12 protein-coding genes and 1 rRNA gene are annotated in these 15,232 nt (G+C 75.1%); 11 read left to right on the forward strand and 2 right to left on the reverse strand.

Features of this window, described 5'->3' with window-relative positions:
- The first annotated feature begins 91 nt into the window (after nucleotides 1-91).
- Entirely contained in the window at nucleotides 92-3,667 is a 3,576-nt protein-coding gene (locus ACSNOC_RS06170) for a glycosyltransferase (protein WP_436746223.1), read from the forward strand.
- The gene (locus tag ACSNOC_RS06175; protein WP_436746224.1) at nucleotides 3,664-5,217 is read left to right on the forward strand and encodes a DUF5719 family protein; all 1,554 of its coding nucleotides are present in this window, start codon (nucleotides 3,664-3,666) and stop codon (nucleotides 5,215-5,217) included. The genes ACSNOC_RS06170 and ACSNOC_RS06175 overlap by 4 nt, the downstream gene beginning before the upstream one ends.
- 39 nt (nucleotides 5,218-5,256) lie before the next feature.
- On the opposite strand, the gene ACSNOC_RS06180 is transcribed toward ACSNOC_RS06175, so the two are convergent.
- Nucleotides 5,257-5,646: a metallopeptidase family protein gene (locus tag ACSNOC_RS06180; protein WP_436746225.1), complete on the reverse strand. Its 390-nt coding sequence runs from the start codon at nucleotides 5,644-5,646 to the stop codon at nucleotides 5,257-5,259.
- A gap of 215 nt (nucleotides 5,647-5,861) precedes the next feature.
- Here ACSNOC_RS06180 and ACSNOC_RS06185 point away from each other — a divergent pair, with 215 nt between their 5' ends.
- The 7 genes from ACSNOC_RS06185 to ACSNOC_RS06215 all read left to right on the forward strand — a co-directional run bounded on the left by ACSNOC_RS06185 (nucleotide 5,862) and on the right by ACSNOC_RS06215 (nucleotide 12,846).
- Nucleotides 5,862-6,242 (forward strand): DUF3499 domain-containing protein, encoded by a 381-nt coding sequence (locus ACSNOC_RS06185; RefSeq protein WP_436746237.1) that lies wholly within the window; start codon nucleotides 5,862-5,864, stop codon nucleotides 6,240-6,242.
- Between the two features lie 76 nt (nucleotides 6,243-6,318).
- Entirely contained in the window at nucleotides 6,319-7,677 is a 1,359-nt protein-coding gene (locus tag ACSNOC_RS06190; RefSeq protein WP_436746226.1) for a phosphomannomutase/phosphoglucomutase, read from the forward strand.
- 119 nt (nucleotides 7,678-7,796) lie between these two features.
- Nucleotides 7,797-7,970: a Trm112 family protein gene (locus tag ACSNOC_RS06195; protein WP_436746227.1), complete on the forward strand. Its 174-nt coding sequence runs from the start codon at nucleotides 7,797-7,799 to the stop codon at nucleotides 7,968-7,970.
- A gap of 27 nt (nucleotides 7,971-7,997) precedes the next feature.
- Nucleotides 7,998-9,149 (forward strand): SIS domain-containing protein, encoded by a 1,152-nt coding sequence (locus ACSNOC_RS06200; protein WP_436746228.1) that lies wholly within the window; start codon nucleotides 7,998-8,000, stop codon nucleotides 9,147-9,149.
- Nucleotides 9,150-9,225: 76 nt separating this feature from the next.
- A complete protein-coding gene (gene manA / locus ACSNOC_RS06205) occupies nucleotides 9,226-10,410 on the forward strand; it encodes a mannose-6-phosphate isomerase, class I (RefSeq protein ID WP_436746229.1) in 1,185 nt (394 codons plus the stop codon).
- Nucleotides 10,411-10,694: 284 nt separating this feature from the next.
- Nucleotides 10,695-12,128 carry an adenosylhomocysteinase gene (ahcY, locus tag ACSNOC_RS06210; RefSeq protein WP_436746230.1) on the forward strand — a complete coding sequence of 478 codons (1,434 nt, stop codon included), beginning with the start codon at nucleotides 10,695-10,697 and terminating at the stop codon, nucleotides 12,126-12,128.
- Between the two features lie 79 nt (nucleotides 12,129-12,207).
- On the forward strand, nucleotides 12,208-12,846 hold the full coding sequence (locus ACSNOC_RS06215; protein WP_436746238.1) for a hypothetical protein: 639 nt from the start codon (nucleotides 12,208-12,210) through the stop codon (nucleotides 12,844-12,846).
- Here the strand turns inward: ACSNOC_RS06215 and ACSNOC_RS06220 are convergent.
- Nucleotides 12,830-13,744 (reverse strand): RDD family protein, encoded by a 915-nt coding sequence (locus tag ACSNOC_RS06220; RefSeq protein WP_436746231.1) that lies wholly within the window; start codon nucleotides 13,742-13,744, stop codon nucleotides 12,830-12,832. The two genes, ACSNOC_RS06215 and ACSNOC_RS06220, sit on opposite strands and share 17 nt — an antisense overlap.
- A 38-nt stretch (nucleotides 13,745-13,782) precedes the next feature.
- On the opposite strand from ACSNOC_RS06220, the gene ACSNOC_RS06225 reads away from it, so the two are divergent.
- A complete protein-coding gene (locus ACSNOC_RS06225) occupies nucleotides 13,783-14,790 on the forward strand; it encodes a stage II sporulation protein M (protein WP_436746232.1) in 1,008 nt (335 codons plus the stop codon).
- A 371-nt stretch (nucleotides 14,791-15,161) separates the two neighbouring features.
- Nucleotides 15,162-15,232 (forward strand): 16S ribosomal RNA (locus ACSNOC_RS06230); the annotation flags it as partial.

Consider the following 15,232-nt stretch of genomic DNA (forward strand, 5'->3'; position numbering starts at 1 on the left):
AGCCGCTAGTGTGTGGCTCGTCCGAGACGTTCCGCCGCCGGCGCAGCGCGGCAGCGTCCACACCGTCCAGCGAACCGGGGCCAGCACCTCGATGTCCGTGCACAGCCAGCAGGCGGCGTCGCACCAGGCCGCCCATCCCGAATTCCCCCGGCACGTCGTCACCGCCGTGCTCGTCTCGCACGACGGTGAACGCTGGCTCCCCGACGTCCTGACCGGCCTCCTCGGACAGGACCGGCCGGTGCAGGACGTCATCGCCGCCGACACCGGAAGCGCCGACTCCTCCGCCACGCTGCTCACCGAGGCGTTCGGCCCGGACCGGGTGCTGCACCTGGCGCGCCGCACCGGCTTCGGCGCCGCCGTCGCGGAGGCCGCCCGCACCGCGCCCGTGCTCACCCCCGACGACCTTCCCTACCTCAGGCGCCCCAGCGCCTGGGACCCGGTCACCCGCACGTGGGACACCAGCACCTACGACCTGCCCGAGCTGCCCTTCGGGGAGCCCGTCCACTGGCTGTGGCTCCTCCACGACGACGCCGCCCCCGAGCCCGGCGCCCTCGCCGAGCTGCTGCGGCAGGCCGACGCCAGCCCCTCGGCCGTCATCGTCGGCGCCAAGCAGCGCGGCTGGTACGACCGCAGGCAGCTCCTCGAAGTCGGCGTCTCCATCGCCAGCAGCGGGCGCCGCTGGACCGGCCTCGACCGCCGCGAGCAGGACCAGGGCCAGCACGACCAGGTCCGGCCCGTCCTGTCCGTCTCCACCGCCGGGATGCTGGTCCGGCGCGACGTCTTCGACCGGCTCGGCGGCTTCGACCGCAGGCTGCCCCTCATGCGCGACGACGTCGACCTGTGCTGGCGCGCCCAGGCCGCCGGGCACCGCGTCCTCATCGCCCCCGCCGCCGTCTTCCGGCACGCCGAGGCGTCCTCGCGCGAGCGCCGCTCCATCGACTGCGCCGGACGGCTCGGCGGCAGCCCGCACCGCGTCGACAAGGCCGCCGCCTCCTACACCCTGCTCGTCAACGCCCGCGCCCGCGCGCTGCCCTGGATCCTGTTCCGCCTCGTCCTCGGCACCCTGCTGCGCGTCCTGGCCTACCTCGTCGGCAAGCTGCCCGGCCGCGCCCTCGACGAGACCGCGGGACTGCTCGCCACCCTGCTGCGGCCCGGCCTCGTCGTCGCCGCCCGGCGCCGCCGCAGGCGCACCGCCGACGCCGCCACCGACCCCAAGGACCTGCGGCCCCTCTTCCCGCCCCCGCTCGCCACCGTCCGGGCCACCGTCGAGCAGGCCGCGGGCAGCCTCGCCCGCCGCACCGAGCCCGCCACCGCGTCCGGCGGCCGGCACGGCGGCGCCGTCGAGTCCGGGCCGACCGACGACGACGCCGACTCCCTGGAGGTCGAGCAGTTCGCCCGCGTCCGGCGCCTGGCCCGCCGACCGGGTCCCATGCTCTTCCTCGCGCTCCTCCTGGCCTCCCTGCTGGCCTGCCGCGACCTCATCAGCGGCGGCGTCCTCACCGGCGGCGCCCTGCTGCCCGTGCCCGGCGACGCCGGCGCGCTGTGGGACCGGTACCTGAGCACCTGGCAGCCCGTGGGCACCGGCGGCACCGAATCCGCTCCGCCCTACCTCGGCCTGCTCGCCCTGCTCGCCTCCGTGCTGCTGGGCGACACCGGACCGGCCATGACCCTGCTGCTGGTCGCCTGCGTGCCGCTGGCCGGCGCCAGCGCGTACTTCTCGTCCCGGCCGCTGCTGATGTCCCGCCTGCTGCGCGCCTGGGCGAGCGTCGCCTACGCCTTCCTGCCCGCCGTCACCGGCGCGCTCGCCGGAGGCCGGATCGGGACCGCGGTGCTGGCGGTGCTGCTGCCCCCGCTCGCCCGCGCCGCCGTCGCCGCCGCCGGGCTCACCACCCCCGACGGCCGCGGCTCCTGGCGCGCCGTGTGGGCCTGCGCGCTGCTGCTCACCACGGGCACCGCGTTCACACCGGTCGCCTGGCCGCTCGCCGCCGTGCTCGCCGTCTGCGCCGTCGCCCTGCCGCTGTCCGCCGACGCCGACCTGCGCAAGGCCAGGGCGGCCCGGCTCGGCGCGGTGCTGGCCACCCCGTTCGTCCTGCTCGGCCCCTGGTCCTGGTCGGTGCTGCTGAGCCCCTCGGACTTCCTGCACGAGGTCGGGCTCCGCTTCCAGACGGGCCAGGCCAGCCCGTTCCAGCTCCTCAACATCAACCCCGGCGGCCCCGGCACCCCGGGCACCTGGCTGCTCGGCGGCCTGCTGCTGGCCGCCCTCGGCGCGCTGCTGCGCAAGGAGCGGCGGCTGGCCATCACCACCGCCTGGACCGCCGCCCTGGTCGCCCTGGTCTTCGCCGTCTGGTCCGACGGCGACGGCTGGGCCGGCCCCGCCACCCTCGTCTACGGGATCGCGCTGCTGAGCGCCGCCGTGCTCGGCGCCGACGGCGCGCGGTACCGGGTCGCCGCCCAGAGCTTCGGCTGGCGCCAGCCCGTCGCCGTCGCCGTCGCGGGCGCCGCCGCGGCCGGGCCGCTGCTCGTCGCCGCGGGCTGGATCCTCGGCGGCGCGGACGGCCCGCTGGAGCGGGGCGAGCCCGAGCAGGTCCCCGCGTTCGTCGCCGAGGAGAGCACCACCCGCGACCAGGCCCGCACGCTGGTCCTCGCCGGCCGGGGCGACAGCTCCGACGGCCCCGCCGACCGCGTCACGTACACGCTCGTGCGCGGCTCGGGCGCCCGGCTCGGCGACGCCGACCTGGCCCGGCTGATCGGGGAGGACTCCGCGCTCAGCGAGGCCGTGGGCGACCTGGTCGCCGGCTCCGGCGCCGACCAGACCGCCGTCCTCGCGGGCTACGCCGTGCGGTACGTACTGGTCCAGGACGGCACCCCGCGCGAGCTGCACCGCGTGCTCGACACCACCCCCGGCCTCCAGCGCCTCAGCCAGGAGGACGGCAGCGCCCTGTGGCGGGTGGACCGCGAGGTCTCCCGCGTCATGATCACGCCCGCCGAGGAGGAGGGCGCGGGCGCCGAGCCCGTGCCCGTCCCGGCGGGCGCGGTCGAGGTCCACACCGAGCTGCCGGACGGACCGGCCGGCCGCACGCTGCGGCTGGCCGACGCCGCCTCCTCCGGCTGGCAGGCGACGCTGAACGGCGAGCCGCTGACACCGGTCACCGTCGACGGCTGGGCCCAGGGCTTCGAACTGCCCGCGGGCGGCGGGCGGCTGGACGTCGTGTACGACACCTCCGCCGGACACACCCTGTGGGTCTGGTGCCAGGGCCTGGGCCTGCTCGTCCTCGGCGTGCTCGCCCTGCCGGGCCGCCGCCGCGAGCTGGACGACGACCTGCCCGAGGAGCCGCCGGCCGACCAGGCGCCGCAGGGCCGCCGCGCCCGCAGGCAGGCCGCCGCCGGAGCCGCCGCGCCCGCCACCCCGGCGTCCCCCGACGAGCAGCCGGGCGTCCCGCCGCCGTACGCGCCGGAGCAGCGGCCCGAGCCCGAGCCCGTGGCCCAGACCCAGCAGCCCTACCCGGGTTACCCGGGCCCCTACCAGGACCCCGCGGGCTACTACCCCGGCCCCCAGCCCATCCCGGAGCAGCCCTACGGCGGCTGGGACGACCAGGGGTACGACCAGAGCTACGTCGCGCCGTACGACTACCCGGCCGACCACGGGGACGGGAGCAACCAGCAGTGAACCGCACCACCACCTCCCTGCTCGCCGCCGTCGCCGCGCTCGCCGCCGTCACGGGCTTCGCCTCGCTGCGCCCCGACGACGAGAGCACCCGGCGGGAGACGCTGGAGCAGCAGAGCCCGCGCCCCGTCGAGCGCACCGCGCTCACCTGCCCCCGGCCCACCGCCGCCGAGTCCGCCACCACCTGGTACACCGCGTACACCCCGGCCGCCGACGCCCCGGCCGGCGGCGAGGAGGGCGGCGACAGCGCCGCCCTGCTGCCCGCCCCCGAGTACGCCCCCGGCGCCGAGGGGGACGCCGCCGAGGAGGACCAGGAGGCGGAGCAGGCGGAGGGGGCCCAGGACGCCGAGGACGCCGAGCCGGTCGTCCCGCTCACCGAGCCCGGTCTCCCCGTCTCGGCCCGCGTGCGCGACGCCGAGGCGCCCGCCCTGACCGGCACCGCCGAGCAGGGCCTCGCCCCCGGCTGGACTGTGCAGCAGACCACCAGCATCCTGTCCGGCCCCGGGCGGGGCCTGCTCGGCACCTCCTGCCAGACACCGGACACCGAGTTCTGGTTCGCCGGCGCCAGCACCGCCGGCAGCCGCGCCGACTACGTCCACATCACCAACCCCGACGAGGCCGCCACCGTGGTCGACATCGACCTCTACGGCCCCGACGGCAGGCTGGAGACGGACGCGGGCCAGGGCATCACCGTGCCCCCCGGCTCCTCCGTCCCGATCCGCCTCTCCACGCTGAACAGCGAGCCGCAGGACGACCTCGCCGTCCACGTCACCGCCCGCACCGGCCGCATCGGCGCCCTCGTCGAGGCCGTGGACGAGGGCCTCGGGGCCGACTGGCTGCCGCCCTCCGGCGCCCCCTCCGGCCGCCTCGTCCTGCCCGGCATCCCGGCCGACGCGCGATCCGTGCGGCTGGTCGCCTTCGCGCCGGGCGAGGAGGACATCTCCCTCGACGTCACCCTGGCCGGCCCCGGCGGCACGATCACCCCGGCCGGCCACGAGACGGTGTCCGTCCACGCGGGCAGCCTCACCGCTGTCGACCTGGAGAACCTCACCCACGGCGAGCCCGGCTCCCTCGTCCTGACCCCCGACCCCGGCTCGGGCACCGGAACGGTCGCCGCCGCCCTGCTCGTCACCACGGGCGAGGGCGACGAGCAGGAGATGGCGTTCATCCCGGCGACCGCCCCGGTCGAGCGGCGCGCCAGCGTCTCCGGCAACACCGCCGACGGCACCGCCCTGTCCCTGGTCGCCCCCGACGAGGCCGTGGAGGTCGAGGTGACGTACTCGGCGGGCACCGACGGCGGCGAGCCCGTCACCGAGACGCACACGGTGGAGGCGGGCACCACCCTGGTCCTGACGCCCGAGCTGCCCGGCTCCACCGAGGGCCAGTTCGCGGCGACGATCCGGCACATGGGCGGCGGCACGCTCTACGCGTCGCGGACCCTCACCGTCGAGGAGGACGGCGCGACGGCGTTCACCGTCCAGACGCTCCCCGACGACCGGTCCACGGTCGCCGTCCCGGACACCCAGCAGGACCTGTCGGTCCTCACGGACTGAGGAAAGTCCCGCGGCGGAGCGCGGGGCCCTTCAGCCCGGTCAGTCCTGGCCGTACTTCGGGTCCACGGACTCCGGGCTGAGGCCCAGCAGCTCCGCCGCCTGCTCCACGACCACCTCGTGCACGAGGTGCGCGCACTCCTCCCGGCCGCGCGCCCGCAGCTCCACCGGCCGCCGGTAGACCACGATCCGGTCCGGCTGCCCGCCCCGGGCCCGGATCACGCCGCCCAGCGGCACCCCGTCCACGTCCGCCGCGCCGGGCGGCCCGGCCGCGCGCGGCAGCCAGGGCACCTCCTGCACGCCGAAGTCCACACCGGCGAGCTGGGGCAGCCGCCGCCGCAGCCGCTCCGCCGAGTCGTGCACCAGGGAGTCGAAGGTGTCCGCCCGGCTGATCGCCAGCGGCACCTGCGGAGGCGCCACGGGTCCGCGCATGCCGCGACCGTGCCGGTCCCGGTGCCGGTGACGGTCGGCCGGGCCGGACGGGACCGGTGGGACGCTGCTGGATTTGTCCATCGCCTCTGACCATAGAGGACATCGGGGCCAGGGGTGAGAACACGGGTCACCCCGCGCCACCGCACCGCTCGACACGGTGGGGTGACGCCGGTGGGAGTCGTCGCGGCCCGCTCAGGAGTGCGGTACGGTCCAACATCGTGAGCCCCGTACGTCGCTGTTCGCGCACCGCGTGCGCCCGCCCCGCCGTGGCGACGCTCACCTATGTCTACGCGGACTCCACGGCCGTCCTCGGCCCGCTCGCCACCTACGCCGAGCCGCACTGCTACGACCTGTGCGCCGAGCACTCGGAGCGGCTGACCGCCCCCCGCGGCTGGGACGTCGTCCGGCTCGCCGTCGACCCCGGCCAGGTCCGGCCCAGCGCCGACGACCTGGAGGCGCTGGCCGACGCGGTCCGCGAGGCGGCCCGCACCCCGGCCGGCCGCACGGCCAGAGCCGAGGGCCCGCCCGAGGGCGCCGACCCCATGGAGGTCGCCCGCCGGGCCCACCTACGGGTCCTCCGCTCGCCGGAGCAATAAAGCTGCCCGGTACATTGAGGACGCGCGCACCCGACAGCACCCGCCCATCAATCGACTCCCAGACAAGGGGTTAGCTGTGCCGGATCTGTCACAGATTGTGAAGGCCTACGATGTACGCGGCGTGGTCCCGGACCAGTGGGACGAGCGGCTGGCCGAGCTCTTCGGTGCCGCGTTCGCGGAGACCACCGGCGCTTCCGCGGTCGTCATCGGCCACGACATGCGCCCGTCGTCCCCCGGTCTCGCCCGCGCCTTCGGCCGCGGCGCCGCCGCCCGCGGCGCGGACGTCACCGAGATCGGCCTGTGCTCCACCGACCAGCTGTACTACGCCAGCGGCGCCCTGGACCTGCCGGGCGCGATGTTCACCGCCAGCCACAACCCCGCCCAGTACAACGGCATCAAGATGTGCCGCGCGGGCGCCAAGCCCATCGGCCAGGACAGCGGCCTCGCCGAGATCCGCGCCCTCGTCGAGCGCTGGTCGGAGGAGGGCGCCCCGGCCCCCGCCGCCACGACCGGCCGCCTGGCCCAGCGCGACGTCCTCAAGGACTACGCGGCCCACCTGCGCACGCTCGTGGACCTCACCGGCATCCGCCCGCTGAGGGTCGTGGTCGACGCCGGCAACGGCATGGGCGGGCACACCGTCCCCACCGTGCTCGAGGGGCTGCCCATCGCCCTCGACGCGATGTACTTCGAGCTGGACGGCACGTTCCCGAACCACGAGGCCAACCCGCTGGACCCGGCCAACATCGTGGACCTCCAGGCCCGCGTGAAGGCCACCGGCGCGGACCTCGGCCTGGCCTTCGACGGCGACGCCGACCGCTGCTTCGTCGTCGACGAGCGCGGCGAGCCCGTCCCGCCCTCCGCCATCACCGCCCTGGTCGCCGCCCGCGAGCTGGCCAAGGCGCCCGGCTCGGCCGTCATCCACAACCTGATCACCTCGTGGTCCGTCCCCGAGGTCGTCAAGGAGCACGGCGGCACCCCCGTCCGCACCCGCGTCGGCCACTCGTTCATCAAGGCCGAGATGGCCCGGACCGGCGCCATCTTCGGCGGCGAGCACTCCGCCCACTACTACTTCCGCGACTTCTGGAACGCCGACACCGGCATGCTCGCCGCCCTGCACGTCCTCGCCGCCCTCGGCGAGCAGGACGGCTCCCTGTCCCGGCTCGTCGCCGCCTACGACCGGTACGCGGCCTCCGGCGAGATCAACAGCCGGGTCGAGGACCAGGCCGGGCGCGCGGCGGCGGTCAAGGCCGCCTTCGCCGACCGGCCCGGCGTCACCCTCGACGAGCTGGACGGCCTCACGGTCACCGCGGCCGACTGGTGGTTCAACCTCAGGCCCTCCAACACCGAGCCGCTGCTGCGCCTCAACATCGAGGCCCGGGACGCCGCCACCGTCGACAAGATCCGCGACGAGGTGCTCGGCATCGTCCGCGCCTGAGCACCGGCCGCGCACCGGGCCCGGGCACCGGCCGGGCACCGGCCGCCTCGCGATGCCGGGGTGGGGTCCCTCCGGGTAGGGTGATCGGCGTAAGCCACTCACCCGCGGAGGGACGCCACATGCCGCCCGTCGAAGCCGCCCTGCTGGAGATCCTCGCCTGCCCGGTGTGCCACGCCGCCCTGCGCGAGGACGACCAGGAGCTGGTGTGCACCGGCGCGGGCTGCGGGCTGGCGTACCCCGTGCGGGACGGCGTTCCCGTCCTGCTGGAGGACGAGGCCCGCCGGACCGGCTGAGGCTCCCCGTCGGCGATCGGACCGCGCATGATCGACGAATCGATGCTCGACACCCCGGACGAGCTGCTCCGCGCCGACCCGCACGGCCTGCTCCGCGCCGTCGCCGCCGCCGGGGCCCACGTCCGCACCGCGGCCCGCGGCACCGAGGAGTCCGGGCTCGCCCGCATCTCGCCCGAGGGCCGTCCCGGCACACTGCTCGTCGCGGGCGCCGGGCCCGAAGTCCCGCTCGTGGCCGGGCTGCTGGGCGCGCTCACCGAGGACGGCACCCGTGTCGCCCGCCTGCGGCCCACCGGCCCCCTGGCCGCCCCGGGCGCGCTGACCTGGCCGCTGCCGCGCTGGGCCGGCCCGCTGGACCTGCTGCTCATCACCTCCGCCGAGGGCACCGAACCCGGCCTCACACGCCTGCTGGAGGCCGCCTACCGGCGCGGCTGCGCCGTCGTCACGGTCACCGCCGCCGGCTCCCCGCTGGCCGAGGTGACCGAGCACCGGCGCAACCTCACCCTCCCGTTCACGCCCGCGCCCCACCAGGAGGCCACCACTCACCCGGCCGCCCCCGGCCCGGCCTGGGCGCTGCTCACCCCGCTGCTGCTGCTCGGCGACCGGCTCGGCCTCTTCGACGCGGGCCCCTCCGCGGTCCAGGCCCTCGCCGACCGGCTGGACGCCGTCGCGGAGCGCTGCGGCCCGTCCGTGCGGACCCACGAGAACACCGCCAAGGCGCTGGCCGCCGACTTCGGCGCCACCCTGCCGCTGCTGTGGACCGAGGGCCCGCTCGCGCGCGCCGCCGCCCGGCACGCCGTGGCCACCCTGCACGCCCTGCCCGGCTGCCCCGCCCTCACCGCCGCGCTCCCCGAGGCCCTGACCGCCCACGGCGCGCTGCTCAACGGCACCCTCGGCCCCGGCGCCGACCCGGACGACTTCTTCCGCGACCGCGTCGACGAGCCGTCGCCGCTCAACGCGCGGGTGCTCCTGCTGCGCGGCCGGCTCCCGCACGCGGAGAACGGCGACGGCACGGCGAGCGCGGCCGAAGCCGCCCGCGACCTGGCGTTCGACCTGGGCGTCGCGTTCAGCGAGCTGCCGACAACCGAGGACAGCGCCCCCCTGGCGACCGCCGGCGAGCTGATCGCCCAGCTCGACTTCACCGCCGTCTACCTGGCGCTCGCCACCGGGGCCCGCGTGTAGCCACCGCGGCACCGCGGCCACGGACCCACCGCACCCGCACCGTACGCACCGACCGACGCAGAAAGCACCCGCGCGCATGGACCGCCTGAACAACACCGTCCGCACCTACGCCTGGGGTTCGGCCACCGCCATCCCCGAGCTGCTCGGCACCGAGCCCACCGGCGAACCGCAGGCCGAGCTGTGGATGGGAGCCCACCCCGGCGCGCCGTCCCGCATCGACCGCGGCGCCGGGCCCGTCTCCCTCGCCGACGTCATCGCCGCCGACCCCGAGCGCGAACTGGGCGCCGCCGCCGTCGCCGCGTTCGGGCCGCGCCTGCCGTTCCTCCTCAAGCTGCTCGCCGCCGAGATCCCGCTCTCCCTCCAGGTCCACCCCGACCGCGCCCAGGCCCGCGCCGGCCACGCCGCCGAGGAGGAGCGCGAGGTGCCGCCGGACGCGCCGGAGCGCAACTACAAGGACGCCAACCACAAGCCCGAACTCATCTGCGCCCTCACCCCGTTCGACGGGCTGTGCGGCTTCCGCCCCGCCACCGAGGCCGCCGACGTGCTCGAAGAGCTCGGCGTCGGCGCGCTCAAGCCGTACGCGGACGCCCTGCGCGCCCACCCCGAGGGCGACGCGCTGCGCGAAGTCCTCACCGCCGTCCTCACTGCCGACCCCGAGGCCATGGCCCGCACCGTCGCCGAGGCCGCCGAGGCCGCGGCCCGGCTCGGCGGCCCGTACGCCGTGTACGCCGACCTGGCGCGGCACTTCCCCGGCGACCCCGGCGTGATCGCCGCGATGCTGCTCAACCAGGTCCGTCTCGAACCCGGCGAGGCCCTGTTCCTGGGCGCCGGGGTCCCGCACGCCTACCTGCGCGGCCTGGGCGTCGAGATCATGGCCAACTCCGACAACGTGCTGCGCTGCGGCCTCACCCCCAAGCACGTGGACGTGCCCGAACTGCTGCGCGTGGTCCGGTTCGAGGCCGGCGACCCGGGCGTCCTGCGTCCCGCCGCCGCGCCCGGCGACGGCACCGGCGAGGAGGTGTACGCGACACCGATCGACGAGTTCCGCCTCTCCCGCCACGTCCTCGCCCCCGGCTCCGCCCCCCGCCCGCTGCCCGACCGCGCCGCCCAGATCCTGCTCTGCACCGACGGCCGCGTCACCCTGCGCACGCCCGGCGCCGAACTGACCCTCGGCCGCGGCGAGTCGGCGTACGTGCGCGCCGGGGAACGCGTCACGGCCGAAGGCGCCGGCACCCTCTTCCGCGCCACCGTCGCGCTGTAACCCCCGTGCCCCGCCCCCGGAAAGCGTCCCAGGAACGCGTCCCCGGAACGCGCCCCCCTGGCCGGGACGCACCGGGCGTCTTGAGCGTCCCCCCGGCACCCGGTGTAGATTCGGCAGCGAAGTCGACGTCGCTGCTGATGGCAGTCGGGCGGCCCGCGCGCCGGCCCGGCCGAGGGGAAAGAAGGCCCTCCGACGGACTGCGAAGCTCCGGACGCGCCGCCGAACGAGGGCGCGCCCGCTGTCGCATCGTGTCCGCCATCGCTGATCTGTAAGGAGCAGCCGTCATGACAACGAGCGCATCCGCCGCTCAGGACTTCAAGGTCGCCGATCTGTCGCTGGCCGAGTTCGGCCGGAAGGAGATCACCCTCGCCGAGCACGAGATGCCCGGCCTGATGGCGATCCGCGAGGAGTACGCCGCGTCGCAGCCGCTGGCCGGCGCCCGCATCACCGGCTCACTGCACATGACCGTCCAGACGGCCGTGCTGATCGAGACCCTGGTCGCCCTCGGCGCCCAGGTCCGGTGGGCGTCCTGCAACATCTTCTCCACCCAGGACCACGCCGCCGCCGCGGTCGCCGCCGCCGGCGTCCCCGTCTTCGCCTGGAAGGGCGAGACGCTCGAAGAGTACTGGTGGTGCACCGAGCAGGCCCTGACCTGGCCGGACAGCCCCACCGGCGGCCCGAACATGATCCTCGACGACGGCGGCGACGCCACGCTCCTCGTCCACAAGGGCGTCGAGTACGAGAAGGACGGCCGGGTGCCGGACGTGTCGACCGCCGAGAGCGACGAGCACGCCGTCATCCTCCAGCTCCTGACCCGCACGCTGGCCGAGTCGCCGCGGAAGTGGACCCAGCTCGCCTCGGAGATCCGCGGCGTGACCGAGGAGACCACCACCGGCGTCCACCGCCTGTACGAGATGTTCCGGGAGGGGACGCTCCTCTTCCCGGCCATCAACGTCAACGACGCGGTCACCAAGTCGAAGTTCGACAACAAATACGGCTGCCGCCACTCCCTCATCGACGGCATCAACCGCGCCACCGACGTCCTGATCGGCGGCAAGGTCGCGGTCGTCTGCGGCTACGGCGACGTCGGCAAGGGCTGCGCCGAGTCGCTGCGCGGCCAGGGCGCGCGCGTGATCGTCACCGAGATCGACCCCATCTGCGCCCTCCAGGCCGCGATGGACGGCTACCAGGTGGCCCGGCTGGAGGACGTCGTCGAGACCGCCGACATCTTCATCACCTGCACCGGCAACAAGGACATCATCCTGGCCTCCGACATGGCCCGGATGAAGCACCAGGCCATCGTCGGCAACATCGGCCACTTCGACAACGAGATCGACATGGCCGGTCTCGCGAAGCTGCCCGGCGTCGTCAAGGACGAGATCAAGCCGCAGGTCCACACCTGGACCTTCCCGGACGGCCACACCATCATCGTCCTGTCCGAGGGCCGTCTGCTGAACCTGGGCAACGCGACCGGCCACCCGTCGTTCGTCATGTCCAACAGCTTCGCGAACCAGACGATCGCGCAGATCGAGCTGTTCACGAAGACCAGCGAATACCCCACGGGCGTCTACACGATCCCGAAGCACCTGGACGAGAAGGTCGCCCGCCTCCACCTGGAGGCCCTCGGCGCCCGGCTGACCGAACTCCGCCCGGAGCAGGCCGCCTACATCGGCGTCCCGGTCGAGGGCCCGTACAAGTCCGAGCACTACCGGTACTGACCGGCACGAGGGCTGCCCCGGGGTGCCCGACCGCGCCGCACCGCGGCCGGGCACCCCGCGCCCGATGTCGACGCACCCCATGCCCCGCGGCCGCTACAGCCTCCACGACCCGCACGACGGGACACCGCTCGGCGAGGAGCGCTTCCAGTGCGCGCCCGGCCCCAGCGGCTGGCGCTACGTGTCCCGCACCTTCACCCCGGCCGGATCGCCCGCCGGGGCGCTCGACCTGACCCTCGACCGGCTCGGCCGCCCGATCCGCCTCGAACTGCGCGCCGGCGGCTGGCGGGTGCGCGGCGCCGCCCTCGACGGCGTGACCTGGGTCCGGATGGCCGAGGACACCGGCGAGCGGGCCCAGGAGGGCAACGCGCCCGCCCGCGCCTTCACCGGCGCCTCCCCGGCGTTCCTGGTCGCCACCGCCCGCCTGCTCCGGCTCACCGACACCGCCCCCGGCCGCGGCACCCGCGTCAGGCTGGTCGACTTCGCGCCGGGAACGCTCGCCGCCCGCGCCCGCGACGAGACGTGGGCCCTCACCGCCACCGAGGTGCACGCCGCGGGGGACGGGGAGGGCACGCTGACCGTGGACGCCTACCAGGTCGACGACATGGAGACCGGCGAGCGCCACACCGTGCACCTCGCGGGCGACGTCGTGCTGGCCGCCCCCGGCGTCGAGCTGGAGGAACTGGACACGCCGCCCACCGACTTCAGGACGGCGGAATGAACCCGGTCTTCCGCTCCGGCCCCGGCTCCGGCTTCCGCTCCGGCCGTGGCCCCGGGTGCTGCTCAGGCCGCGGCTCGGGCCCGGGCCAGGGCTGGGCAGCGACCGGGGGCACGGGCGGCATCCCCGGTGGCATTCCAGGCGGCGGCGCGCCGAACGTCCGCTCCGCCTCCCGCCGCTGCCGCTCCGCGACCACCCCGGACAGATACGCGGCCGGATGCATCCCCGGCGGCGCCGGCGCGCCGACCCGCCCGACCACGTCCTCGGCCAGCCGCACCGCCATCGACCACGCCACCTGCTGATCCAACTGGCCCATCCGCGCCAGGTACTGCCGCACCGCGAGCCACAGCCCGTCCGGCACCCGGGACAGGTCGAGAGCGGCGAACTCCCCGGCCAGCGCCGCAGGCGGCGGCGGCACCGGCCCGGCCGCCCGGCCGCTGCCCGGAATCCGCTCCCGCACCACCAGCGTCCCGGCGAAGACGTCCCCCAGCCGCCGCCCCTCGGCCGAGACCAGCGAGGCGATGACCGGAAGGGCCCCCGCGCTGATCATCGTCTCGACGAACCCGACCACCCCGCGCACCAGCGCGTGCCGGAAGCGGATGGGCCCGCCGTCCCGCCGCACCACCCGCAGCCCGAAGACCAGCTTCCCGAGCGAACGGCCCCGGCTCAGCGTCTCCACCGCGACCGGCGCGCCCACCAGGATCAGCACCAGCAGCGCCACCTGCACGGCCGCCGCGGCGGCCGTGCCGAGCGGCAGGACCGTGCTCACCAGGAGAACGGACAGCAGCAGATAACCGCCGACGTAGAGCACCAGATCCAGCGCGACGGCCATGATCCGGCTCGGCAGACGAGCCGGCTGCAGCCCGAGGACGACCGCGTCGCCCGTCACCACCTGACTCATCCGGCCAGTCTGACACTGTCATCTGAGAAGCTCTGACTATGGATCTCGACGTCTTCGTCGCCGCGCACCGGGCGGAGTGGGACCGGCTGGAGTCGCTGCTGGGCCGCTCCCGCCGTCTCACCGGCGCCGAGACGGACGAGCTGGTCCAGCTCTACCAGCGCACGGCCACCCATCTGTCGCTGATGCGCTCCGCCGCCCCCGATCCGGTCCTGACCGGGCGGCTGACCACCCTCGTCGCCCGGGCGCGCAGCGTCGTGGTCGGCACCCGCAGGGCGACGTGGCGCGACGCCGTCGGGTTCTTCACCGCCGGATTCCCCGCCGCCTGCTACCGCACGCGGCACTGGTGGGTGCCCACAGCCCTGGTCTTCACGGCGGTGGTGGCGGTGATGGGCTGGTGGATCGCGGAGAGCCCCGAGGTCCGCGCGACGATGGCCGCGCCGGACGACCTCCGCGAGATGACCCGCCCCGGCGGCGCCTACGAGACGTACTACTCCAGCAGCCCGGCGGCGGCGTTCTCGGCGCAGGTCTGGACGAACAACCTGCAGGTGGCGGGCATGTCCCTGGCCTTCGGTGCCCTGCTCGGCCTGCCCGTGCTGTGGGTCCTCCTGCAGAACGCGGTGAACGTGGCCACCGGCGTCGGACTGATGGCCTCGGCGGGCCGCCTGGACGTCTTCCTCGGCCTGATTCTCCCGCACGGCCTGCTGGAGCTGACCGCCGTCTTCGTCGCGGCCGGCGTCGGGCTCCGCCTGGGCTGGACGGTGATCGACCCCGGCCCGCGCCGCCGCGCCGCCGCCCTGGCCCAGGAGGGCCGCGCGGCGATCGGCATGGCCATCGGACTGCTGGTGGTGCTGCTGATCTCGGGCGTGATCGAGGGCTTCGTGACCCCCTCCGGCCTGCCCACCTGGGCCCGGATCGCGATCGGCGTCCTGGCCGAACTGGCCTTCCTCGTCTACGTCTTCGTGCTGGGCCGCCGCGCGGCGGCAGCCGGCGAGACGGGCGACATGGCGGCGGCCGACCGCGAGGACGAGGCCCCGGTCGCGGCGTGACTTGACGCTGCCTCCCCCGAGGCGTAATGTTCTCCGAGCTGCCACTGAGCCGCCGGGTAACCCGGGGGAGGTGGAAGCACTCCCGCCACCTGAGTGTGGCGCCCACTATGAACGAAGCTTCTGCCCGTGAGGGTCTGTTTCCGCTTGCCGGGAATGGGGTTCGCGGGGCCGGATTTGGAATTCGGCGGGGATGGCCTCTAAAGTAGTGGACACAGCGAAGGGAAGCGCCCGGGGGATCCTGAGAGGGGTCTGAAGGAAGCGTCCGTTCCTTGAGAACTCAACAGCGTGCCAAAAGTCAATGCCAGACTATTTGCAAGATCATGTTCAGCGAGAATCATTCTCGGTGAGTGTGCTTTGTTTGTTCGAGAGCATTCACGGAGAGTTTGATCCTGGCTCAGGACGAACGCTGGCGGCGTGCTTAACACATGCAAGTCGAACGATG

It is taken from the genome of Streptomyces sp. URMC 129 (assembly GCF_051386415.1).
GTDB lineage: Bacteria > Actinomycetota > Actinomycetes > Streptomycetales > Streptomycetaceae > Streptomyces.